Raw genomic sequence first — 24,592 nt, forward strand, 5'->3', positions numbered from 1 at the left:
CGGGTCGCCTCAAGCCGCCTTTCCCGCTTGAGGGTGGTGCAGACCGCCCCGGGGCGCTCATCAATAGCCATCGACCTTGTACGGCGCTTCTACAGGTTTTCCCCAGGGTGGTGGACAGCGATTTGACAGCCTCGCTACGCACCATTCGGGCTCGTCAAGTGCCGCCTTGGTGCAGCGAAGAGGGCTGTGCTGGTGCTCGACGTTCACAACAACATTTCACGGAGAACCCATTGATGAGCAAGAACAAATCCCTGTTGGCCCGCCCCGCTACGACCACTTTGCTCGCGGCATTGCTGCTGGGCCTGGGCGGCGTGGCGCAGGCGCAGTCCAGCGTCACCGTCTTCGGTGTTCTTGATCTGGGCGTGCAATACCTGAAGAACGGCGACAAGTCGCTGACCCAGCAAAGCATCGACGGCCTGCAGACCAGCCGCATCGGCTTTCGCGGTGTTGAGGACCTGGGCCAGGGCCTGCAAGCTAAATTCCATCTGGAAGGTGCGATCGGCCCCGACACCGGTGCGGGTGGCGACTGGCGTCGTCGTGCCACGGTGAGCCTGGACAGTGACGCATTGGGCGAACTGCGACTGGGCCGTGACTACACCCCCTCGTTCTGGAACATCAGCCGTTTCAACGTTTTTGGCACCAACGGCGTGGCCGGTGCCAACAATATGATCTACGGCTTTGACGGCAAGTCCTCGACGGCCAAGACCGTGGTCCGCTCGGACAATACCGTGGGCTACCACCTGCCGGACAATCTGGGCGGCGTCTACGGTCAGTTCATGGTGGCGCCGGGCGAAGGCTCGACCGGCAAGCTGCTGGGTCTGCGCCTGGGTTATGCGTCGGGCCCCTTCGATACCGCCGCCGCTTACTCGCAGACCGACAACAACGCCGCTGGTGACAAGTTCAAGGTCTACAACCTGGGCGCCAGCTACAAGGTTGGTGACGCGCAGTTGATGGCGCTGTACCACGTCAGCGAGCAGACCGTGCGCAAGCAAAGCAACTGGGTGCTGGGCGGCACTTACAAGATCGGCGCCGGCCTTGTGCGCGCCAGTTTTGTGCAGTCCAAGAACACCCATTCGGTCACCGGAAATGACTACACCGGCAATCTGATCGCCCTGGGTTATCGCCACAATCTGTCCAAGCGCACGGCGCTCTACACCACCGTGTCGCGCGTCACCAATAGCGACAAGGGCGTGTTCCTGATTCAAGGCGGCTCCGACGTCTTGCCGGGCCAGAGCTCGGGCGGTGTCGAGGCGGGCATCTACCACGCCTTCTGACCCCCTGTGAGGCCCGCATCTGTCGGGCCTCCAAGCGAGGGCGAGGTCCTATAGTGGCCGATTCGGCATAGAGGCCTTGCCTTCATCACCTCCATCCATCTCAAGCAGTCAACGGGAGACATTGATGCGTCGCGATACTTTTCTGAAATCCCTGCTGGCACTGGGCGCTGCAGGCAGCCTGCCTTTGGCGGCCCGCGCTTCCGGCCTCAATCTGAAGATGATGTTGCCCGCCAACCCGGGCGGCGGCTGGGACACCACCGGCCGTGCCTTGGGCAAGGCCATCCAGGATGCCGGTTTGGCCGCCACGGTCAATTACGACAACAAGGGTGGCGCGGCCGGCGCCATCGGCCTGGCGCAATTCGTCAATGCCAGCAAGGGTGACCCGAATGCCTTGATGGTGATGGGTGCGGTGATGTTGGGTGGTTTGATAACCGGCCGTCCGCCGGTGTCGCTGGACAAGGCCACGCCCATCGCGCGCCTGACCAGCGAATACAACGTTTTCGTGCTGCCCGCCAACTCCCCCTTCAAGACCATGCAAGAGGTGGTCGACCAATTGAAGAAGGACCCGGGCAGCGTCAAGTGGGGCGGCGGCTCGCGCGGCTCCACCGAGCATATCGCCGCGGCCATGCTGGCCCGCGCCGTGGGCGTGGACCCCAGCCGCATCAACTACGTCGCTTTCCGGGGCGGCGGTGAGGCCACGGCCGCCATCCTGGGCGGCAACGTCACCATTGGCGGCAGCGGCTATAGCGAGTTCGCACCCTATATCGCCAGCGGCAAGATGCGCGCCCTGGCCATCACGGCCGACACCCGTCTGCCCGGCGTCAATGTGCCCACGCTCAAGCAGCTGGGCATCGATGTGGTGATCGGCAACTGGCGCGGCGTCTACGGCGCCCCCGGCATCACCCCGGCCCAGCGCAAGGCCCTGACCGATCTGGTCGTCGCCGCCACCAAGAGCCGCGCCTGGACCGAAGCCCTGGCCAAGAACAACTGGACCAGTGCCGTGCTGACCGGCCCGGCCTTTGACAAATTCGTCGACGACGAGTTCGCCAGCCTGCGCGCTGTGATGGTCAAGAGCGGGATGATCTGAAGTTGATAGGCCCCCGGCCCAGCGGGTACGCTGGTCCGCCCCCCCGCGGGGGCGGCGATGCTTGGCGGATTGACCGCCAAGCGTCTCGCCAAGGCGGGCCGGCTTGGGGCGGCCCGGCGCTCGGCCCGAAATACCCTGGCCGTTGGGGCCGACGATGGAATGAACGCGAAATGGAATTTTGAGATGGCTGATGAGCAACAAGCGGACGAAGCCGGTTCGCAGCGCGACCCGCGCTGGCAAATGGGCGTCAGCCTGGGTGTGCTGGCCCTGGCCTTGGGCCTGGGCTTGGGGGCGCGGACGATTTCCGACTTCGCCGGTTACGGCGGTGTGGCGCCAAACTTTCTGCCCTGGGTGGTGGCCGGCTTGCTAGGTGTTTGCTCACTCTTCCTTTTGAAAGAGGCCGCGCAAGGCGGCTTCCGTGAAATGGGCGATGCCGACGGCGCTCCGCGCGGCCATTGGGCCGGTTTTGTGTGGGTCTCGGCCGGCTTGTTGCTGAATGCCTGGCTGATCACCAGCCTGGGCTTCATCCTCAGCTGTGCGCTTTGTTATGTGCTGGCCATTCGTGGCTTCCGTTCCGCGGAAGACCGCCTGGACCTGCGCCCCCGCATCTGGCTGCAAGACGCGCTGGTGGGCATGGCGATTTCGGCGCCAGTGTTCTGGGGCTTTACTCAATTGCTGGCCATTAATTTGCCTGGCCTCAGCAATACGGGATGGATTTGATGTTGGACGTTTGGAACCAGTTGTTGCAGGGTTTCGCCACGGCGGGCACGCCGGTCAATCTGATGTGGGCCCTGGTGGGCTGCACCATTGGCACGGCGGTGGGCGTGCTGCCGGGCATAGGCCCGGCCACGGCCGTGGCCATGCTCTTGCCCATCACGCTGAAGGTGGACCCGACCGCCTCGATGATCTTCTTCGCCGGCATTTACTACGGTGCCATGTACGGCGGCTCCACCACCTCCATCTTGCTCAACACCCCCGGCGAGGCCGGCTCCATGGTGACGGCGCTGGAGGGCAACAAAATGGCCAAGAGCGGCCGCGCAGGCGCAGCGTTAGCGACGGCGGCCATCGGTTCTTTTGTGGCCGGCACCATCGCCACCGTGCTGGTGACGCTGTTCGCGCCCCTGGTGGCCGAACATGCGGTCAAGCTGGGCCCGCCCGAATACTTTTTGCTGATGCTCTTGGCCTTCATCACCGTCAGCGCGGTGCTGGGTCAAAGCATGGTGCGTGGCCTGACGGCGCTGGGCATTGGCCTGGCCCTGGGCCTGATCGGCATTGACCAGATCTCCGGCACGGCCCGCTACACCGGCGATGTGCCGGAGCTGATGGACGGCGTCGAGGTGGTACTGATCGCCGTGGGCTTGTTCGCGGTGGCCGAGGCGCTCTACGCCGTGCTCTACCAGGGCAAGGAGGTGGAGACGCACAACCGCATGAGCTCGGTGCATATGAGCAAGAGCGAGTGGCGACGTTCCTGGCCCTCTTGGCTGCGCGGCACCTTCATCGGCTTCCCCTTCGGCTGCATCCCGGCCGGGGGCAGCGAGATCCCGACCTTCTTGAGCTATGCCACCGAGAAGAAGCTGGCCAAGGACAAGCAAGCCTTTGGCACTACCGGCGCGATCGAAGGTGTGGCGGGGCCCGAGGCAGCCAATAACGCGGCCATCACCGCCACCCTGATCCCGCTGCTGACCCTGGGCATCCCGACCAGCAATACCGCGGCCATCCTGTTGGGCGCTTTTCAGAACTACGGCATCCAGCCCGGCCCGCAGCTGTTCGATACCAACGGTGCGCTGGTCTGGGCCTTGATCGCCTCGCTCTATATCGGCAACGTCATGCTGTTGGTGCTCAACCTGCCGCTGGTGGGCCTGTGGGTCAAGCTGTTGAAGGTGCCCAAGGCGCCGCTGTATGCCGGCATCCTGATCTTTGCCACCGTGGGTGTTTACGGCATGCGCCAGAGCGCGTTTGACCTCTTCTTGCTCTACGCCATCGGCGTGCTGGGCGTGGTGATGCGGCGTTATCGCTTCCCGACCGCACCGGTGGTGGTGGGCATGATTCTGGGTCCCTTGGCCGAGGCGCAGCTGCGCAATGCCCTGTCCATCGGCGAAGGCCACTGGGGGGTGTTCGTGGATCGACCCATGTCGGTCTTCTTGCTGGTGGTGCTGGGGGCGCTGATCGTGTTGCCGCGCCTGGCAGCCTGGCGCAAGCGGGCGCGCAGCGCCTGAGCGGCCTGCCGCTGACTTAAAAAGAAAAGCCGCTCGGCCAGAGCGGCTTTTTTGTTGGCGGGCAGGACTCAGTCCTTGGCGCCCAGGGCCAGGGCGCGTTCGCGCTGGCGCTGCAAGCCGCCAGCGTCCGGCGCTTCTTGCGTGGGCCAGCCTTGCAGATGGCGCTCGGCCAGGGCGCTTAGAGCGCGCATGCCGGCCGGGTCGTCATTGAGGCAGGGGATGTAGTCGAACTTCTGGCCGCCGGCTTGCAAGAACGCGTCGCGGGCCTCCAGACTGATTTCTTCCAAGGTCTCCAGGCAATCGGCGCTGAAGCCGGGGCAGATCACCGCGACATGGCGCAGGCCTTCGGCCGCCAGCTTCTTGAGTGTGGGCTCGGTATAGGGCTCCAACCATTTGGCCTTGCCGAAGCGGCTTTGGAAGGTCACCACATACTCCGTCTTGCTCAGCCCCAGGCTCTCGGCCAGCAGGCGGCCGGTCTTCAGGCATTCGCAGTGGTAGGGGTCGCCCAGCTCCAGGGTACGGGCCGGCATGCCGTGGAAGCTCATCACTAGCTTTTCTGGCCGGCCGTGTGCGGCCCAGTGGCGGCGCACGCTGTCGGCCAGGGCGGCGATGTAGAGCGGGTCGTCGTGGTAGCGGTTGACAAAGCGCAGTTCGGGCAGGTGGCGGGTCTTGAGCGCCCAATTCGCGACATCGTCCACCACGCTGGCGGTGGTGGCGCCCGAGTACTGCGGATAGGCCGGCAAGACCAGCACCCGGGTCACGCCCTCGGCGCGCAGGGCGCTCAAGGTGCTGGCGATGGAGGGTTGGCCGTAGCGCATGGCATAGCGCACGCTGATTTTGTGGCCGCGCTCGCCCAAATGGCCTTGCAGGAGCTTGGCCTGCTTTTCGGTCCAGACCTTGAGGGGCGAGCCCTCGCTGGTCCAGATGCTGGCGTACTTGGCCGCCGACTTGGCCGGCCGCACCCGCAGGATGATGCCGTGCAGAATCGCCTTCCAGACGATGCGGGGGATCTCCACCACCCGCGGGTCACTCAGGAACTGAGCCAGGTAGCGACGCAGGGCCGGCGCGGTCGGTGCATCGGGCGTGCCCAGATTGCAATACAGCACGGCCGTTTTGGGCGTGCTGCCGTGGCTGAAGGGGGCTTCGGGTTGGGTGCTCATCCAGCCATTGTCGCAAGCCCGCGGCTTGCTCGCCGCAAGATTCAGCGGCGTCCTCGGCTTTGACTCAGGCTGAGCGGCTCGGTGTCGGCAAAGTGCAGCACTTCAAAGCGCACGACGGGGGAGGTCGCATCGATGGGCGGGCTGCCCAGGCCGATCACGCCACTGCCGTGCAGCGTGCAGCTGCCACGCTTGAGGCTGACGATTTCGCCATCTGCCCCGAAGCGCACAAAGGTGCCGTTGTAGCTGAGGTCGGTGATGGAGAAGCTGCCGCCATGCCAGTCGATGCGGGCGTGCGAGCGCGAGACCCGACCGTCGGTAATGCAGTAGGTGGCCTGCACGCTGCGGCCCAGCACGATGGGCATGCTGTCGATGTCAAACACCCGGTCCAGATCCATCCACTGCAGCCGTATGCCGTCGGGCTCGACGGCGTGGACGACCTCGCCGAATTGGGTCGCGGCCATATCGCCGCCTTGAGTGGGTTGGTCCAGCACATGGACGTGAACCGGTTCGCTGCGGCCGCGTACCGCGATGCGGTCCAGGCTGCGAAAACGCGCTTTTTGCATGCTGGGCAGGCCCAGCAAGACCTCGACGGTGATCAGGGTTTCGTTGTCGCCGGCATGGTCCAGCAAGCGGGCTGCAACGTTGACGGCATCGCCAAAGCAGTCGCCATTCATTTCCACCACTTCGCCGCGCGCCAGGGCGACTTGCATGCGCAGGGCGCGCAGGCTGGGTGAGCCGCCCTGTAGCTTGCCGCGTGCGACGACGCGCTCCAGCAATTCGTGCATGCGGATGGCGGAGCGCACACCGTCTCGGGGGGTCTCAAACACGGCCATCAGGCCATCGCCCAGGGTCTTGATCAGCTTGCCATGGCATTCGCCAACGGCCTGGCCGATCATGCTGACCGTCTGCGTCACCAGAGCCGTGGCCTCGGCATTGCCCAGGGATTCGAAAATCGCAGTGCTGCCGCGCAAGTCGGCAAACAAAACAGTGCGTTCCCGGATCTGGGGCATGGGTTGAGGTGGCGCGGTGCGCTAGATGAATCGTTGTGAAGAAATTTCCCGCAGTTTAGTCGAGCAATTCACGCTTTGTTACCGGGAATTGGCCATAAAAAAGGGGCTGGATTGCTCCAGCCCCTTGGGGTCAATTCAGGCTTCAAGCGTCAACTTGTGCCTGCGGCGCAAATTCCGTATGGCCCGCATAGCGGGACATGCCGCCTTGCGGCGGCTACGCATCTGCCCGACTTGATTACAGGTTGTCCAGATACGTGCGGAGTTTGTCCGAACGGCTTGGGTGCTTGAGCTTGCGGATGGCCTTGGCCTCGATTTGGCGGATGCGCTCGCGGGTGACGTCGAATTGCTTGCCGACTTCTTCCAGCGTGTGGTCCGTGCTCATCTCGATACCGAAGCGCATGCGCAGCACCTTGGCTTCGCGTGGGGTCAGGCTGTCGAGGATGTCCTTCACCACATCGCGCAGGCCGGCTTGCATTGCTGCTTCGATAGGCGCGGTGTTGTTGGTGTCCTCGATGAAGTCGCCCAGGTGGCTGTCGTCATCGTCACCGATCGGCGTTTCCATGGAGATCGGCTCTTTGGCGATCTTCATGATCTTGCGGATCTTGTCTTCAGGGATCTCCATCTTCTCGGCCAAGGTCGGCGCATCCGGCTCAAAGCCGAATTCCTGCAAATGCTGGCGCGAGATGCGGTTCATCTTGTTGATCGTCTCGATCATGTGCACCGGGATACGGATGGTGCGGGCCTGATCGGCGATCGAACGGGTGATGGCCTGACGGATCCACCAGGTGGCATAGGTCGAGAACTTGTAGCCGCGGCGGTATTCGAACTTGTCCACCGCCTTCATCAGGCCGATATTGCCTTCCTGGATCAGGTCCAGGAACTGCAGGCCGCGGTTGGTGTACTTCTTGGCGATGGAGATCACCAGGCGCAAGTTCGCCTCGATCATTTCCTTCTTGGCGTCGCGCGAGGCCTTTTCGCCCTCGTTCATCTTCTTGTTGATGTCCTTGAGGTCATCAATCGGCACGACGGCCTTGCTCTGGATGTCGATCAGCTTTTGCTGCAGCTCTTGCACCGGCGGCAGATTACGCGCCAGCACATTGGAGTAAGGCTTGCCGGCCGCGACTTCCTTCTCGGCCCATTCGCGGTTCAGCGCGTTAGGCGGGAAGGTCTTGATGAAGTACTCCTGCGGCATGCCGCATTTGTCCACCACGATCTTGCGCAGTTCACGTTCGTAGCGGCGCACGTCGTCCACCTGTGAGCGCAGCAGATCGCAGAGCTTTTCAATCGTCTTGACGGTGAAGCGGATGGTCATCAGCTCGGCGCTGATGGCGTGCTGGGCCTTGTTGTAGGTGGCCGATTTGTAGCCGTCCTTCTCAAAGGCCTTGCGCATCTTGTCGAAGTTGACGGCCAGCGAGTCCAGCTTGACCAGGGCGGCGTTCTTCAGCTCTTCCAGCTTCTTGGTCAGGGCTTTGGAGCCACCATTGCCGTCGTCGTCGTCCTCTTCGTCGAACTCGTCGAAGTCTTCTTCGGCCACATAGTCGTCGGCTTCATCGGCGGCGACGAAGCCGTCCACCACTTCCGAAATCGTCTTTTCGCCGGCGCGGATCTTCTCGGCCAGGTCCAGGATGTGGGCGATGGTGGTGGGCGAGGCCGAGATGGCCAGCATCATGGCTTGCAGACCGCCTTCGATGCGCTTGGCGATTTCGATTTCGCCTTCGCGGGTCAGCAGCTCGACCGTGCCCATTTCGCGCATATACATGCGCACCGGGTCGGTGGTACGGCCGAATTCCGAGTCCACGGTGGACAGGGCGGCTTCGGCCGCTTCTTCGGCTTCTTCCTCGGTTGAGGTGGCGGTGGCGCTGCCCTGGATCAGCAGGGTGGCGGCGTCGGGTGCCTGCTCGTAGACCGCGATGCCCATGTCGTTCAACATGGAGATGATGGCCTCGAGGATTTCCTCGTTGACCAGCTTTTCAGGCAAGTGGTCGTTGATTTCCTGGTGGGTCAGGAAGCCACGCGTCTTACCCATCTTGATCAGGGTCTTCAGCTCGTGGCGGCGCTTGGCGGCCTCTTCTTCCGTCAGTGCGGTTTCTTCCAGGCCGAATTCGCGCATCAGCGCGCGCTCTTTGGCGCGCGAAACCTTCATGCGCAGGGGCTTGGCCTTGGGCTTGTCCTCGGTCGCATCGGCGACTTCGGCCTCGGCTTCGGGTTCACCTTCCAGCTCGGCCTCGAGGTCGGAGAAGTCTTCTTCTTCGACTTCGGCCTTGGCCTTGCCGGCCTTCTTGGTTTCGGTCGCTGCCTTGGGCTTGCGGCCGCGCTTGGGCTTGTCCTCAGTTGCTGCTGCAACGGGTGCCGCCGCCGCTGCAGGCTTGGCGCCCGCAGCAATATTCTTCGCAGCCTTCACGACTCTGACGGCAGGTTTCTTGATCTCGTCAACTTCGGCGGCCTTGGGCGCGGTCTTCTTAGCAGTCATGCAAATCCTCGGGTGGATGGGGCGGGCGGGGCCAGGGATTGGAAATACTGGGATTCTTGCAAAAATATTTTTGCAAAAACCTGATTGAACAATGCAGTAGCCACCTGGGGGCGTTTACTGCGCTTTTCAAGGCGAAGCTCGACCCAGGTGGCTTTCATGCGCCAGGGCCAACTTTGATACTCAAAGATAGGCCATGACGTGGCGCGTGCAAATTAGCGTGTACCTTTGACTGTCGGCAGCGCTTGGCGGATACAGGTGGCCTTGATACCGCTATGGGTGCCCAGTTTCGCTGGGTGGCCGGGTCCGGCAAATCGCTGCGGTCACTTTTGCCGCGCGCGAAAAGCGTGGATTATCAGGGAAACGCCGCCCCCGGTCAAAACCGATTCAGCCCGGACTGTTGCTGACAGCCTCCAAAGCCCGAATCTGCTCCAGCACCTGCTTGAAGCGCTCGAAGGCAGCACCCTGCGGGTTGGAGGCCGCCAGGCGTTGAGACTCCGCCTTGAGCTGCAGCAGGCGCAAGGCCTTGATCACGGCCTGGAAGTCCTCAAACTCTGGCTCGGGTTCGCTGTGCAGGTCCTTGGTGAGGTGGCGGGCTCGGTCCAGCCACTCCTCTTCGGCTAAGGCTGCTTCAAGGGTGGACCAGGGCCCGGGGCCGTGATTGACCAGATGGCGTTCCAGCCAGGCCATCACCTCGCCATGGATGCCAGGCAGCTCATGCAAAAGCAGCTGATCGTCTGGGTTCAGCTGGGCCCACCAGGCGCTGTTGAGCAGGAGCATGCGCACCGCGTGGTCGGCCTTGGCAGCGGGTTGGTGGCGCGGCGTGCCCAGGGTTTCGTCCTCGGGCTCGCCACGGCGCTTCCAGTTGCCACTGGGCTTCCAGTCCTTTTTCCACTCCTTCTTCTTCCAGGTTTTGGGTGGATTGCTGGCGGATGATTCTTCAGGGTGGGCCGGGGGCTCGCCAAGGTCGGCGGCACCGTAATCGATGTAGGGTTCATGGCCGTCAAAGGGCTCAAAAGCCTCGCGCGCTGGGCCGCCGCGTGCGGCGGGTGCAGGGGCGCCCACCTGCCAGAGCGACATCAGCTCCTGATCGGGCAGTTGGGTGCGCCGGGCCAGATCGCCCAGCAGCTGGCGTTTGAGCAGGCCGGTGGGCAGGGCTTGCCACAAGGGTTTGGCGTTGGCCAACATGCGGGCCCGGCCTTCGGCGCTGCCGAGATCGCAGCCCTCGGCGGCGGATTCCATCAGCTGGCGTGAGAGCGGCACCGCCTCGCTGACATAGCGCTCAAAGGCTTCGGCGCCAAACTCGCGCACATAGCTGTCCGGGTCGTGTTCGGCCGGCAGGAAGAGGAATTTGACCGAGCGCACATCGGTGGCATGGGGCAGGGCGGCCTCCAGGGCCCGACCGGCGGCGCGGCGGCCGGCGGCGTCGCCGTCAAAGCTGAACACCACTGACTCGGTGAAACGGAATAGCTTTTGCACATGCTCGGCCGTGCAGGCCGTGCCCAGGGTGGCGACGGCATTGTTGAAGCCGCTTTGCGCCAGGGCCACCACATCCATATAGCCTTCCACCACCAGGGCGTAGCCGCGCTGGCGCAGGCCGACGCGGGCTTCGAACAGGCCGTAGAGTTCGCGCCCCTTACTGAAGACTGGGGTCTCGGGGGAGTTGAGGTATTTGGGCTCGCCCTTGTCCAGCACCCGGCCGCCGAAGCCAATCGTCTCGCCCTGCACATTGCGGATCGGAAACATGATGCGGTCGCGGAAGCGGTCGTAGCGTTTTTGCTCCTCACCGTCTTCGCCCGACACGATCACCATGCCCGATTCGACCAGCAGTGGATCGTCGTAGGAGGGGAAGGCGCTGGCCAGGGTGCGCCAGCCCTCGGGCGAGTAGCCCAGGGCGAAGTGAGCGGCGATCTGGCCGGTCAGGCCGCGCTTCTTGAGGTAGTCAATGGCGCGCGGAGATTTCTTCAGCTGCAGACGGTAGTGGGCGCTGGCCTTGAGCAGCACATCGGTCAGCGTGGCCTGGCGCTTCTTTTGCTGAGCGGCGCGCTCGCGGTCTTCGGCCGAGCGTTCGTCCTCGGGCACGGTCATGCCAACTTGCTGGGCCAGGTCTTGCACCGCTTCGACAAAGCCCAGGCCGCTGTACTCCATCAAAAAGCCCAGGGCATTGCCATGCACACCGCAGCCGAAGCAGTGGTAGGTCTGGCGCGTGGGGCTGACGATGAAGCTGGGGGACTTCTCGCCGTGGAAGGGGCACAAGCCCTTGTGGTTGATGCCGGCCTTCTTGAGCTCGACATGGCGGCCCACGACTTCGACGATGTCGACGCGGGAGATTAAATCTTGGATAAAGCCGGGTGGGATCACCCCGGGGAGTCTAAGTCAGGTCGGCAGCGCTGCCGCCAATCTGGGTGCGCCACTCGGTGTGAGCAAAGCCTTGCACCCAGCTCGGCACCTCGGCCGCGGGCATGGCGGGCGCGATGCCATTGCCCTGGCCCAGCTTGCAGCCCATGCGCAGCAAGGCCTGGGCATGGGCGCTCGATTCGACGCCTTCGGCCACCACGCTGCAGCCAAAGGTGCGGGCCAGGCCGATGACGCCTTCCACCAAGGCGCTGTCCTGCGGGTCGATCAGCATGTTTTGCACAAAGGATCGATCGATTTTGAGCGCATCGACCGGCAAGCGCTTCAGATAGGTGAGGGTGGAGTAGCCGGTGCCGAAGTCGTCCAGCGCAAAGCTCACGCCAAAAGTACGGCAGCGCTGGATCAGGGCATGGGTGGCGTCAACATCGGCCAGGGCAGCCGACTCCAGCACCTCCAGGCAGAGGTGGCGAGCGACGGGTTCGGGGTGGCGGCGGATCAGCTCCAGCAGGCGCTGAGAAAAATCAGGCATCTGCAGCTGGCGTGCCGTCACATTGACGCTGACCTGCAGCGGCAGGCCCTCCTGCAGCCAAAGGGCACATTGCTTCAGCGCTTGCTCGATCACCCAGTCTCCGACTTGCACCGCCAGGCCGGTGGATTCGATCAAGGGCAAAAAGTGCAGGGGCGAGAGCAGGCCGCGGTCCGGGTGTTGCCAGCGCAGCAAGGCTTCCATGCCCAGCACCTCGCCGCTCTGCATATCGATCTTGGGTTGGTAGAAGAGTTGCAGCTCGCCGGCATCCAGGGCCTGTTGCACCCGGGCCAAGGCGATCAGGCTGGCCTCATCGCGCAGGCGCTTGGCGGTGTCAAACAGCTGGAAAGCGTTGCGGCCGCTGTGCTTGACGCGGTAGAGCGCATGGCCGGCGTGGCGCATCAAGGTCTCGGCATCGGAGTTGTCCTGCGGGTAGACGGTGGCGCCAATGCTGGCGGTGATGCTGAGCACCAAGGCTTCCGCGCCGCTCTCGGCGGAGGATTCCAGGCGATAAGGCATGGAGAGCACCTTGAGCAGGCGTTCCAGGGCCAGATGGGTTTCTTCTTGGCTGCTGCTGCGCAGGAGCAGGGCAAACTCATCACCGCTCAGGCGTGCGACGGTGTCGGCCCATTGAGGGGCGCTGCGCAGTGCGTTCTTCAGGCGCAGCGCCACTTGCCGCAGCAAGGCGTCCGCCACATCGCTGCCGCGCTGGCTGTTGATGCGTTTGAACTGGTCCAGGTCGACGCGGCAGATGCTGAGGCGAAAGCCCTCCCGTTCGGCTTGCTGCAAGCCTGCGTTCAGGCGGCGCATGAACTCCTCCTGATTGGGCAGATGGGTCAAGGCGTCAAAGCGAGACTGGCGCTCCAGCAGTTCCTGTTGCAGCAAAGTGGTAGTGAGGTCGGTGACGGTCACCACCCGGTAGCGCAGCGGGCCCTCGGGTTCGGGGATGGTGGAGACGGTCAGCTGCAGTTGGCAGGGGCTGCCGTCAGCGCGTTCGGTCTGCACCCGGCATTGCCAAAAGCCTTGGCTGGCCAGGCCCGCCTGCATTTGCGCCGGGTCCAGGCCGGAGCGGCGCAAGGTGGCCGCGCTGAGCGGGGCGGCGGTCTGGCCGATCAAGGCCTCGCGGCTCGCGCCCAGCATCTCGCAGTAGCTGGGGTTGACGTCCAGCACCTGGTTGTCCAGATCGGTCAGCATCAAGCCCTCATGCATATGCTGGAACAGGCTGATGCTCATGCGTTGCCGCTCTTCCGCCGTGTGGCGCCAGGAGACGTCGGCCAGTGTGCACTGCAGATAGAGCGCCCGGCCCGGCCGGCCGCCATGAAAGCTGCGCTCCTGCACCAGGGCGCGCAGCTCGAAATGCCGCCATTCCTTGCCCCTGACCAGCAGGCGAACCGTCTCGCGACAGCTGTCCTTGCCCACGGCGGGCAGCAGGCCTTCCAGAGCCTGTCGCACCCGCTCGCGGTCCAGTGGGTGGGAGGCCTCCAGCCATTGGCCGATGGGCGCATGGGCGCTTGCGAGCGGACCCAACTCGCGCAGCCACAGCGGCGAAGCGCTGACCAGGCTCGCGCCCTGCGGGCTTAAGCGCCATTCGGCCTGGGCCAGATCGGCATTGGCCAAGACGCGCTGCCAGTCTTGCTGGCGTTCATTCAGCTGCGCCTTCAAGGTGCCGGCTAGCAAAGGGATGGCGCTCAAGCTGGCCAGATAGCCCCAGAGCAGCAAGAGGCCGTCCGCCCCCACGGCCAGAGGCCCCAAGCCCTGGGCGCTGGCCAGCAAGACCATGGCACTGAAGGCCAAGGCGCTCAAGCTGGGCAAGGCGCGGCCCTGGCCCAAGCTCATGGCCGAGAGCAGCAGATGGGGAAGGAACACCCATGCAGCCGCGCCGGGCGAGTTGCCCTTTGGCACGGCGAAAAAAGCGGCGGCGCTGGCCAGCAAGGCCAGGCTCAGCAGCAGCTGTAGCGGCAGCTCCACCCGGTGCGCGCGCGCAATCCCTTGCTGTTCGGGGGCTTTGTGTTGCCAGAGCTCGCGTGCCGCCAGCCAGGCGGGAACCAGGCTCAGCACGCTGAACGCGTGGCTGGCGCTGCCCAAGGCCCAGGCCCGGCCGGGCGCTTGATCCGCTGGGCTGAGCAGCAGAGGCAAAAGGCCGCTGAGGGCCGGGCCTAGCGCCAGGGCTGCGGCGCAGAACAGCAGCAGATCGCGGCGGCGAGCCAGCTTGGGTTGGAAGTCCCAGCGCCGCAACCACAAGGCGGCGGCGGCCGGCCCCGCCAGTTCAAGCACTCTTTGCGCCGCCCAGGTCCAGCTGGGTTTGAGTGGGCCGAACGAGGGGGAGGGGTCTTGGGCCAATAGCGTTAGCAGCAGAGCAGAAACACCTAGCAGCAGGCCGGGGAGTGCGCGTTGGCCGCGCCAGAAAAAGGCCAGCAAGGCAAGCGCGGCCGGCGGCCAGATCAGGGGGGCTGCGCTCGCCGATGAAAAACTGGCCAGGCCTAGCCAGGCGCAAAGCAGATAGGCCAGGGCCAGCAAAGGCGTCTGCGCGAACTCCAGCAGCCAAGGCCGGGCGACCGGCTTGCTTGGGTTCGCGGGGGCGACGGCGATGTTGTCCAAATCATCCACGAATAATTGCTGCGGCGCAGGGCTGCAAAAAGGGGTGAGCATTGGCTTGTCAAAGGTCCAGCGCGAGGTTTCAGGACCAGACAATCAGCGCGAAACCGCCTCGTGAATACTGTCAAAAGCTTGGACCAGGGGGGAATCCTAGCAGTTGCTAGTACGCACTTTAGGGTGTTTGCCCCCTCGATTCGAGTGGGCGGGAAAACCTTGGTGCAGTGCGGCAAAAGACTTGTGAAAGGCGCTGCTCAAATCCCTGCGCGCTGGCCTGGTTTGAACTTCGGCCCAGCCTCGATTTGTGCCGAGCTTTCGTGGGCAAAAAAAAGGCCACCACAGTGGGTGACCTTGATTTGATTTGCGCAGTGATTAATTCACCGGCGCTGACCGCGTACTCAGACGTGGAAGTCGGCCAGATTGGCGCCGGCGGCGATAGCGGCCTTCAACCATTTAGGTTGCAGACCGCGGCCGCTCCAAGTTTCACCAGTGGCTTGGTTGCGGTACTTCACGGCAACCTTGGAAACCTTGGCGGCCTTAGGCGTGCGGGTGCTCAGATCTGCAGCCGTCAAACCATAGTCCGACATCAGGGACTTGACCTTCGCAATGGCCTCGGCGCGCTCGCGCTCCTTGGTTTGCGAAATTTGTTCATCAAGCGCGGCCCGTTGGGCCAAAAGGTCTTTGAGAGAAGACATATGCAAATCCTCGCGAAATAGGGGTGAGGCAAAACCTGGACGGGCCCATTATAGGCATGGGAGAAAAGAAACATCCAGACCCGGAGTTTTACCGGGCCTTCATTTGTTGTCTTTTTGTGTGTGTTTGCATATGCCGGAAGTCAGGGGCGGGCGGGTATCTCCCAGGTAGATACTGCCGCCCCCGCCACTTTCAAATCACTTGTAGCCGACCCGGTCGAGCAGCTGCTGCACCTTGGGCAGATTCGGGCCAATCGCGGCCACCGGAATGGTTTCGCTCTTGAAGTTACCCAGTGCTGCCAGGGCCGGATTGGCGGGGCGCAAGCCAGCCACGGCGGGCCATTCGTTATTGCCGTTGGCGAAATAGCCTTGCGCCTCGTCGCTGCTCAAATATTCAAGGAATTTGATCGCGTTTTCGCGATTCTTGGCATGCTTGGCCACGGCGCCGCCGGCGATATTGATGTGGGTGCCCCAGCTTTGTTGATTAGGGAAAACCACGGCGATTTTCTCTACCGCCGCGCGGTCGTCCGGCTTGTCCGAACGCATCATCCGAGCCAAATAGTAAGTGTTGGTGATGGCGACGCCGCATTCACCGCTGGCCACGGCCTTGATTTGATCGGTATCGCCACCCTTGGGGGCGCGGGCCATATTGCTGACCACACCTTTGAGCCAAGTTTCGGTGGCGGCTGCGCCCAGATGCTCATACACCGAGCCAAATAGCGAGAGGTTGTAGGGGTGCGAACCCGAGCGGGTGCAAACCCGGCCCTTATTCTTGGGGTCACCCAAATCCTCGTAGTTCAGCACATCTTGTTTCTTGACGTTCAATTTGTTGTAAACGATCACGCGGGCGCGTGTCGACAGGCCAAACCAAGCCGTGCCCTTGTCGCTGGCCTTGGCGCGCAAATGGGCGGGGATTCTTTGTTCCAGCACGGTGGATTTGACGGGCAGGAATAGATCGTCTTCTTCAGCCTGCCAAAGGCGTGCGGCATCCACCAGCAAAACCACGTCGGCCGGGCTGGCCCCGCCTTCGCTTTTCAGGCGAGCCAGCAGGCCGGCATCGTCGGTATCCACCCGGTTGATTCGAATACCGGTGGCCTTGGTGAAATTGGCGTAGAGCGCTTCGTCGGTTTGATAGTGACGGGCCGAATAGAGATTCAGGACTTTGTCCTGGGCCGTGACGGCTGTAGCCAGCGCGCTCAAAACAGCGGCGGTCAGCAGGGGTTTTGCAAAGCGGGTGATACGCATGGGGCTGGACTCCAGGCCTAGTGAAAAGATGGCCTGAAGTTTACCTCAAACAAGAATGATTCTTGTTTATCTGCTGCACGAGCTCATTGCGAGCCCATGGTTTTTACAGCTTTGGAGCTTCGCTCAAGCCGCTGGCGGGACATAGCCCGCCACCGCTTCGGCACCCGTGCCAAAGAAGAATTGCTCCATCTGGCGGGCCAGGTATTGGCGGGCGCGCAGATCGGCCAGGTTCAGGCGGTTTTCATTCACCAGCATGGTCTGGTGCTTGAGCCACAGGGCCCAGGCTTCCTTGCTGACTTCTTGATAAATGCGCTTGCCCAGATCGCCGGGGTAGGGCGCGAAGTCCAGGCCATCGCCTTCTTTCTTCAAATAAACACATTGCACGGTGCGAGCCATGGCGATACCTCTTCAGAAAAGTCGAGAAAAATGCTTGGGGCGCACTGTAGCGCCCCGCTAAAAACAGGGCTTGGGCGGGGTCAAGCGATCTTCTTGACCAGCACCTGGGAGCGGCGGTCCCAGTTGTATTTGCGCTTGCGCTCTTCGGGCAGCCATTCCGGGTCTACCTGCACAAAACCGCGCTTGATGAACCAGTGCATGGTGCGGGTGGTCAGCACAAAAATACTGGACAGGCCCATGGCCTTGGCGCGCTGCTCCACACGCTTCAGGATGCGGTCACCGTCGCCCTGGCCTTGCACGGCGGGCGAGACGGTCAGCGCCGCCATCTCGGCCGTCTTGGCCTCGACATAGGGGTAGAGCGCCGCACAGCCGAAGATCACCCCGTCGTGCTCGATGACGGTGTAGACCTCGACATCGCGTTCGATCTCGGTGCGGTCGCGCTTGACCAGGGTGCCGTCGCGCTCGAAGGGCTCGATCAGGGCAATGATGCCGGCCACATCGTCGGAGCTGGCCTCGCGCAGGCTTTCCAGTTTCTCGTCCACCACCATGGTGCCGATGCCGTCGTGGGTGTAGACCTCTTGCAGCAGGGCGCCATCCACCGCCAGCGGCAGGATGTGGGAGCGCTCCACGCCGCCCAAGCAGGCCCGCACGCAGTGCTGCAGATAAAAGCCCACATCGGTGGGGGAGGTCGGCTTGGGGCTGGCGGCCAAGAGGCGCTGGGCGTCTCTGACGGCCAACTCGGTGTCGATGGGGCTGGCCGGGTCCTTGGGGTTCTCGGGCACGCCCGCCACCTCGCAGACGAACAAGAGCTTGTCGGCCTGCAGGGCGATGGCGGTGCTGGTGGCCACATCTTCCATGCTCAGATTGAAGGCCTCGCCGGTGGGCGAGAAGCCAAAGGGCGAGAGCAGCACGATGGCGCCGATGTCGATGGCCTTCTGGATGGCCGTGGCATCGACCTTGCGCACCACGCCGCTGTGCTGGAAGTCGACGCCGTCCACGATGCCCACGGGCCTAGCGGTCAGGAAATTGCCCGACACCACCCGCACGGCCGCATTTGCCATGGGCGTGTTGGGCAGGCCTTGGGAGAAGGCGGCTTCGATCTCAAAGCGCAGCTGGCCGGCGGCTTCTTGCGCGCAGTCCAGGGTCACGGCATCGGTGATGCGCATGCCTTGGCTGTAGCGGGCCGGGTGGCCCTTGGCCACCAATTGCTCATTCACCTGGGGGCGGAAACCATGCACCAAAACGATCTTGATGCCCATGGCATGCAGGATGGCGAGGTCTTGGACAAAGGCGTTGAGCTTGCCGGCCGCCACCAGCTCACCGGTCATGCCGACCACAAAGGTCTCACCTCGGTAGGCGTGAATATAGGGCGCGACGGAGCGAAACCAGGGGACGAAGGTGTGGGGGAAAACCAGGCTCATACCGAGATTGTGCCGCAGTGATTCGGCGCTACCTTTAGCTTTGGTCTGCGGAGCACGGATAATCCGCGCCTCGTGAACGATCAGACCCCCAACCCCAAGCCGCACGCAGCGCGCCGGCCCAGGCCTCAGCAAGATGCCCGGATCCAAACCGCCAACCCGCTGCCTCCCATCACCTTCCCCGAATCGCTGCCCGTCTCCAGCCGGCGCGAGGACATCGCGCGGGCGCTGGCCGAGCATCAAGTCATCATCGTCTGTGGCGAGACCGGCTCGGGCAAAACCACCCAGTTGCCCAAGATCGCCTTGGCCCTGGGCCGCGGCCGTGCCAACACCGGCAAGCTGATCGGCCACACCCAGCCGCGGCGCATCGCCGCCAGCAGCGTCGCCAAGCGCATCGCCGAGGAGTTGAAGACGCCGCTGGGCGAGATCGTCGGCTACAAGGTTCGATTCCAGGACCGCTTGCAGCCGGGGGCCAGCGTCAAGCTCATGACGGACGGTATTTTGCTGGCCGAGACCCAGACCGATCCGCTGCTCAAGGCTTACGACACGATCATCATTGACGAGGCGCACGAGCGCTCGCTGAACATCGACTTCCTGCTCGGTTATCTGCGCGAGGTCTTGCCGCGTCGGCCGGACCTGAAGGTGATCGTTACCTCGGCCACCATCGACGCCGACCGCTTCGCCAAGCATTTCGAGTCGGCCAAGGGCCCGGCGCCGGTCTTGATGGTCTCGGGCCGAACCTTCCCGGTCGAGCAACGCTACCGGCCGTTTGAGGAATCACGCGAGTACGACCTCAATAACGCGATCTGCGATGCGGTCGATGAGTTGTGGCGCGAGGGCGGGGGCGATGTTTTGGTCTTCCTGCCCGGCGAGCGCGAGATCCGCGAAGCCGCCGAGGCCTTGCGCAAGCACCACCCGCCCGGCGTCGAGGTGCTGCCTCTGTTCGCCCGCCTGTCGCAGCAGGAACAGGATCGCGTCTTCGAGCCTCACGGCCAGCGCCGCATTGTCTTGGCCACCAATGTGGCCGAAACCTCGCTGACCGTGCCCGGCATCCGTTATGTGATCGACCCCGGCAGCGCGCGAGTCAAGCGTTACAGCTACCGCAACAAGGTCGAGCAGCTGCAGATCGAGGCGGTCAGCCAAAGCTCGGCCAATCAGCGCGCCGGGCGTTGCGGCCGCGTTTCCAACGGCATCTGCATCCGGCTTTACGACGAGAAGGACTTCCTCGCCCGTCCCAAATTCACCGACCCGGAAATCCTGCGTTCCTCCCTGGCCGGCGTGATCCTGCGCATGAAGGCCCTGGGTCTCGGCCAGGTGGACAACTTCCCCTTTATCGAGCCGCCGCCCCGCAAGGCGATTGCCGATGGTTACCAACTGCTGCAGGAGCTGGGCGCTGTCGATGACTTCAATGAGTTGACGCCGCTGGGCAAGGAGCTGTCGCGCTTGCCCCTGGACCCGCGCGTGGGCCGCATGATTCTGGAAGCCCGTTCGCGCGAGGCCTTGAGCGAGATTCTCATCATCGCCAGCGCCCTGAGCGGCCAGGATGTGCGCGACCGCCCCATGGAGCAGCAGCAGGCGGCGGACGAGAAGCACAAAAAGTTTGACGACGAGAAGAGCGAGTTCCTGGGCTATCTGAAGCTGTGGAAGTGGATCGAAGAGGCCAAAGGCGGCCACGGCGAACACAAGCTCAGCAACCGCCGCTACGAGGCCTTGCTGCGCGAAAACTTCGTCAGCCCGCGCCGGGTGCGGGAGTGGAAGGACATCTACTCTCAGCTGCACACCGTGGTGGCCGAGCAGGGCTGGCGCATGAATGGCAGCCCCGCAACTTACGAGCAAGTTCATCTGAGCATGTTGGCCGGCCTGCTGGGCAATCTGGGCTGCAAGAGCGATGAGGACGATTGGTACCTGGGGGCGCGCGGCATCAAGTTCTGGCGCCACCCCGGTGCCCACCTGAGCAAAAAGCCGGGCCGCTGGATCGTGGCCGCCGAGCTGGTGGACACCACCCGTTTGTTCGGCCGTGGCATTGCCAATATCGAGCCGCAATGGCTGCCCGGCATCGCCGGCCACTTGATCAAAACCCAGCTGCTGGAGCCGCACTGGGAGAAAAAAGCCGCCGAGGTGATCGCGCTGGAGCGGGCCACGCTGTACGGCATCGTCATCTACAACAGCCGCCGGGTCAACTTCGGCAATGTGGACCCCAAGGCCGCGCGCGAGATCTTCATCCGCGAGGCCCTGGTCAATGGGGAATGGGAGTCACGCCTGCCCTTTCTGGCACACAACGCGCGCCAAATCAAAAAGGTGGAGGAGCTGGAGCACAAGTCCCGCCGCCAGGACGTGCTGGTCGATGACGAGCTGATCTACGCCTATTACGACAGCCAGCTGCCGCCTGATGTCTGCTCAGGCGCCACGCTGGAACGTTGGTACCGCCAGGCCAGCAAGGCCGAGCCCAAGCTCTTGCATCTGAGCCAAGACGAGCTGATGCGGCATGAGGCCGCCGGCGTCACCAGCAGCGCTTTTCCCAAGATGCTGCGTTTGGGTGGCGTGGACTGCGCGACCGAGTATCTGCACCAGCCGGGCGATGCGCGCGACGGCGTCACCGTCACCGTGCCCATCTACGCCCTCAACCAGGTCAGCGAGGAGCGGGCCGAATGGCTGGTGCCCGGCATGTTGGAGGCCAAGATCATGGCCTTGCTGAAGAGCTTGCATCAGCGCCCGCGCTCGCGCCTGGTGCCGCTGCCGGACTTCATCAAGGAGTTCACCGCGACGCACACCTTCGCGCAAGGTGCTTTGGTTGAGGTCTTGCTGAAGGCGGTGAAAGAACGCAGCCAGATCGCGGTGCAGCGCAATGACTTCAAGTTAGAACAGCTGCAAGCCCATCTGTTCATGAACTTCCGCGTGGTGGACGAGCATGGCCGCCAGCTGGGCCAGGGCCGCAATCTGGCGGCTTTGAAGGCGGAGCTGGGCGGGCAGGCGCGTTCCGCCTTCCAGGCCTTGGCGGCGCTCAAGCTGCCGGCTTCGGCGCAACAGCAAGCGCCGGCCGCGCCGCTTCCGCCGGTGGCCAAGGGCGGCATCCGCGCCGAGGTTGTTCAGCCAAATAAGAAGCCTGTGCAGGATGCGGCCAAGACGTATACGGCCTGGACTTTTGGCGAGCTGCCCGAGTTGATGGAAGTCAGCCGTGGTGCGCAGACCCTGATCGGCTTCCCGGCCCTGATCGATCGCGGCGCGCATGTGGAGATCGAGGTCTTTGACGAGCCCGAGGTGGCGGCCGCCAAGCACCGCCTGGGCCTGCGTCGTTTGCTGGCCTTGCAGCTCAAGGAGCCGCTCAAGTTCCTGGAAAGAAACATCCCCGATCTGCAGAAGATGTCGGTGCTCTTCATGAGCCTGGGCACGGCCGAAGACCTGCGCGAGCAGATCATCGGCGTGGCACTGGACCGTGCCTTCCTGGCCGAGCCCTTGCCCAAAGACGAGTTCCAGTTCAAGGCGCGACTGGAAGAAGGGCGCTCGCGCCTCAATCTGATCGCCCAGGAAGTTGCCCGTCAGACCGGTGTGGTTCTGACCGAGTTCAGCGCCGCTTCGCGCAAGCTCAAGGACGCCCGCGCAGCCAAGGATGTGGCGGAGGATGTGACGGCCCAGCTGCAACGCCTTTGCCCGAAGAACTTTGTCAGCGCCACGCCCTGGGCCCAGCTTCAGCATCTGCCGCGCTATCTCAAGGCGATTACCGCGCGGCTGGATAAGCTGCGGGCCGATGCCGCACGCGATGCCAAGCTCCTGGCTGAGTTGCGCCCGCTGGAGCAGCGCTATCTGCGCCGCGTGATCGAGCTCAAGGGCACGGCCGACGCCCGCCTGGCCGACTTCCGTTGGCAGCTGGAGGAGTTGCGGGTGAGCCTGTTTGCCCAGGAGCTGCGCACGCCCCAGCCGGTCAGCGTCAAGCGCCTGGAAAAAGTCTGGGCGCAGATTTCCAACTGAGGGAAGGGCTGCGGCCCGACGGCGATTCGAGCGCCCATGAATCGCGGGTTTGCGTGAGTTCTGACAATTTGTAACCGAATTACCTGGGCTTTCCTGCGCTGCTTTGCCCTTCAAAAGCCAGGGCTTTTGTGTCCAATAGGCGCATAGTCCCCCGGATTTCGATTCGGTTTTTTTGACTCAATCAACTATTTGACTGCGCTGAAGCCCAGCGCCAGGCCGCCCGCCACCCATGTCTGCCAACGACGCTTCCGCAGCCCCGGCTGCCGCTCCTGCTGCCGCCAGCCGTGCGCCGATGCGCCGCTTTGGGCGTTTTGAGTTGCGCGCCTTGCTCAGCAAGAGCGGGCGCAGCATGTTGTGGCTGGTGTTTGATGAGCGTCTGGGTCAGGAGCTGATCCTCTGCCTGCCGCGCACGGCGCCCAATAGTGCGGCGGCCCTGGAGCATTGGCTGCGCATGGCCAATGGGGTGGCGCGGGTGCAGCACCCCAATCTGGCGCCGGTGATCGAGGTGGGCCAGGTCGAGCAATGGCCCTTCATCGCCTACGACCGTGCCCTGGGCGAGACCCTGGACGAACGCCTGGCCCGCCAAGCCGCACCGCTGCCGGTGGACGCGGCGGACTGGATCTGCCAATACCTGGAAGGCCTGGCCTTTGCCCACGAGGCCGGCCATGCCCACCGTGATGTGCAATGCGCCACCCTTCTTATCAGCCCCAGCAACCAGGTCAAGGTCATAGGCTTGGAAGTGGCGCAAGAGGTGTTCCCGGCCAATGTGGACTTCAACGCCGTGACCCGCCGCGCCGTGCGCGAGTCGGCCCAGGAAGATGTGCTTTGTGTGGGCTTGATACTGCATCGCATCCTCAGCGGCCGCCATGTGCTGGAGCAAAGCGATTTGCAGCTCACCGTGCAGCAGATGCAGCCCCTGGGCCGCGAGCTGGTGCGCATGAGTTGGGAGACGCCCCACCCAATTCCCGAAGCCTTGCGCGCCATCTGCAACCGCGCTACCGATCGCCAGGCCCGCCAGCGTTATCACATGGCGCGCAGCTTCTACCGCGCGCTCGATGGCTGGCGCACCTCGGTGGCCCAGGATCAGGGCGGGCCGATCGCCTTGTTGATGGACAAGCTGCAGCGCATCGGTCATCTGCCCAGCACCTCCACCGCCTTGCAGCGGGTGGGCCAGTCCTCGGCCCTGGAGCGCCAACATGCCAGCACCCTGTCCACCCTGGCCCTGCAGGACATGGCCTTGAGCCTGGAGCTGCTGCGCCGGGTCAATAATTCTTTGAAGCAAAACGGCGCGGCCGTGGATGGCACGGTGCTGAATATGCAGCGTGCCATCGCCATGCTGGGCCTGGAGGGTGTGCAGCAAGCCGCGCGTTCGCTCAAGCCCTGGCCGGGGCCGCTGAGTGAAATTCAGGCGGCCATGCTCAAGAGCCTGATGGGCCGCGTTCAGCAGGCCGGTCAGATCGCCCAGGCCCTGCGGCCGGCGGGTTATGACGGCGAGGTGGTCTATCTGATCACCGTGATGCAAAACCTGGGCCGCCTGCTGCTGCAGTACCACTTCCCGGACGATGCCCAGCAGATCCGCCAGCTGATGCTGCCGCCCGAGCCCACGGCGGACAACCCCCATCCCGCCAGCCTGAGTGAGCAGGCGGCGGCCTTTGCCGTGCTGGGCTGCGATCTGGAAAGCCTAGGCGTGGCCGTGGCCCGGCATTGGAATCTGGGGGATGAGCTGATCCATATGATTCGCCGCCAGTCGCCCGACGCACCGGTGCGGCATTCCGAGACTGACTCCGATCTGCTGCGCCTGAGCTGCAGCTTGGCCAATGAGCTGGTCGATGCCTTGCAAAACAAGGATCCCAAGCGGCAGACCCATGCAATCGAAGTGGCCACCCGGCGCTATGCGCGCGCCTTGGGCCTGGGCCTGCGCGAGGTTTACGAAGCCATCAACCCGGCTGCCGCCAAAGCCCATGAAGAGGCCGAGGCCAGGCAGCAGGCGGGTCCCGAAACGGGCCTGGGTGAGTTGGAGGCTCGCGCCGCGCTTCGCTATGACTCGCAAGCAGCACCCAAACCCTCGGCCCTGCGTTCGCGCCTGCCCAGCATCAATCCGGCGCAGACCAAGGACAAGAACTGATAATTTCAAGAGGGTGCAGGCCGAGCGCAGACTCGCCGCACTCCCATCGGCCTGCGGTTTCCC

The 24,592-nt window shown here is 63.7% G+C and carries 15 protein-coding genes; 6 read left to right on the plus strand and 9 right to left on the minus strand.

Going from position 1 to position 24,592, the window contains the following annotated elements:
• Positions 1–233 precede the first annotated feature (233 nt).
• The 4 genes from DBR47_RS01360 to DBR47_RS01375 all read left to right on the plus strand — a co-directional run bounded on the left by DBR47_RS01360 (position 234) and on the right by DBR47_RS01375 (position 4,577).
• A complete protein-coding gene (locus tag DBR47_RS01360) occupies positions 234–1,274 on the plus strand; it encodes a porin (RefSeq protein WP_124446196.1) in 1,041 nt (346 codons plus the stop codon).
• A gap of 124 nt (positions 1,275–1,398) precedes the next feature.
• On the plus strand, positions 1,399–2,361 hold the full coding sequence (locus tag DBR47_RS01365; protein WP_124446197.1) for a tripartite tricarboxylate transporter substrate binding protein: 963 nt from the start codon (positions 1,399–1,401) through the stop codon (positions 2,359–2,361).
• A gap of 183 nt (positions 2,362–2,544) precedes the next feature.
• On the plus strand, positions 2,545–3,081 hold the full coding sequence (locus DBR47_RS01370) for a tripartite tricarboxylate transporter TctB family protein (protein ID WP_231512072.1): 537 nt from the start codon (positions 2,545–2,547) through the stop codon (positions 3,079–3,081).
• A complete protein-coding gene (locus DBR47_RS01375; protein ID WP_370454850.1) occupies positions 3,072–4,577 on the plus strand; it encodes a tripartite tricarboxylate transporter permease in 1,506 nt (501 codons plus the stop codon). Before DBR47_RS01370 ends, DBR47_RS01375 begins: the two co-directional genes overlap by 10 nt.
• A 68-nt stretch (positions 4,578–4,645) precedes the next feature.
• Here DBR47_RS01375 and hemH read toward each other — a convergent pair whose 3' ends face one another.
• From hemH to argA, 9 genes are all read right to left on the minus strand, one after another.
• Complete coding sequence (gene hemH / locus DBR47_RS01380; protein WP_124446198.1) at positions 4,646–5,737, minus strand: ferrochelatase; 1,092 nt, start codon at positions 5,735–5,737, stop codon at positions 4,646–4,648.
• Between the two features lie 41 nt (positions 5,738–5,778).
• Positions 5,779–6,747 carry an adenylate/guanylate cyclase domain-containing protein gene (locus DBR47_RS01385; RefSeq protein ID WP_124446199.1) on the minus strand — a complete coding sequence of 323 codons (969 nt, stop codon included), beginning with the start codon at positions 6,745–6,747 and terminating at the stop codon, positions 5,779–5,781.
• Positions 6,748–6,982: 235 nt separating this feature from the next.
• On the minus strand, positions 6,983–9,217 hold the full coding sequence (gene rpoD, locus DBR47_RS01390; protein ID WP_124446200.1) for an RNA polymerase sigma factor RpoD: 2,235 nt from the start codon (positions 9,215–9,217) through the stop codon (positions 6,983–6,985).
• Positions 9,218–9,601: 384 nt separating this feature from the next.
• Positions 9,602–11,575 (minus strand): DNA primase, encoded by a 1,974-nt coding sequence (dnaG, locus tag DBR47_RS01395; protein ID WP_124446201.1) that lies wholly within the window; start codon positions 11,573–11,575, stop codon positions 9,602–9,604.
• Positions 11,576–11,585: 10 nt separating this feature from the next.
• Positions 11,586–14,702 (minus strand): GGDEF domain-containing phosphodiesterase, encoded by a 3,117-nt coding sequence (locus tag DBR47_RS01400; protein ID WP_197046803.1) that lies wholly within the window; start codon positions 14,700–14,702, stop codon positions 11,586–11,588.
• A gap of 383 nt (positions 14,703–15,085) precedes the next feature.
• Positions 15,086–15,382 (minus strand): H-NS histone family protein, encoded by a 297-nt coding sequence (locus tag DBR47_RS01405; protein ID WP_124446203.1) that lies wholly within the window; start codon positions 15,380–15,382, stop codon positions 15,086–15,088.
• Between the two features lie 195 nt (positions 15,383–15,577).
• The gene (locus tag DBR47_RS01410) at positions 15,578–16,624 is read right to left on the minus strand and encodes an extracellular solute-binding protein (RefSeq protein WP_124446204.1); all 1,047 of its coding nucleotides are present in this window, start codon (positions 16,622–16,624) and stop codon (positions 15,578–15,580) included.
• Between the two features lie 123 nt (positions 16,625–16,747).
• Positions 16,748–17,020, minus strand: coding sequence for an oxidative damage protection protein (locus tag DBR47_RS01415; protein ID WP_124446205.1), 273 nt, complete (start codon positions 17,018–17,020; stop codon positions 16,748–16,750).
• Between the two features lie 80 nt (positions 17,021–17,100).
• The gene (gene argA, locus DBR47_RS01420) at positions 17,101–18,441 is read right to left on the minus strand and encodes an amino-acid N-acetyltransferase (RefSeq protein ID WP_124446206.1); all 1,341 of its coding nucleotides are present in this window, start codon (positions 18,439–18,441) and stop codon (positions 17,101–17,103) included.
• A gap of 141 nt (positions 18,442–18,582) precedes the next feature.
• Between argA and hrpA the strand changes: the two genes are divergently transcribed.
• Positions 18,583–22,404: an ATP-dependent RNA helicase HrpA gene (hrpA, locus tag DBR47_RS01425; RefSeq protein WP_231512105.1), complete on the plus strand. Its 3,822-nt coding sequence runs from the start codon at positions 18,583–18,585 to the stop codon at positions 22,402–22,404.
• A 229-nt stretch (positions 22,405–22,633) separates the two neighbouring features.
• Positions 22,634–24,529, plus strand: a complete 1,896-nt coding sequence (locus tag DBR47_RS01430) for an HDOD domain-containing protein (protein ID WP_124446207.1) — start codon at positions 22,634–22,636, stop codon at positions 24,527–24,529.
• Positions 24,530–24,592 lie beyond the last annotated feature (63 nt).

The sequence above is a fragment of the Paucibacter sp. KBW04 genome, assembly GCF_003852425.1.
Classification (GTDB): domain Bacteria; phylum Pseudomonadota; class Gammaproteobacteria; order Burkholderiales; family Burkholderiaceae_C; genus Paucibacter_A.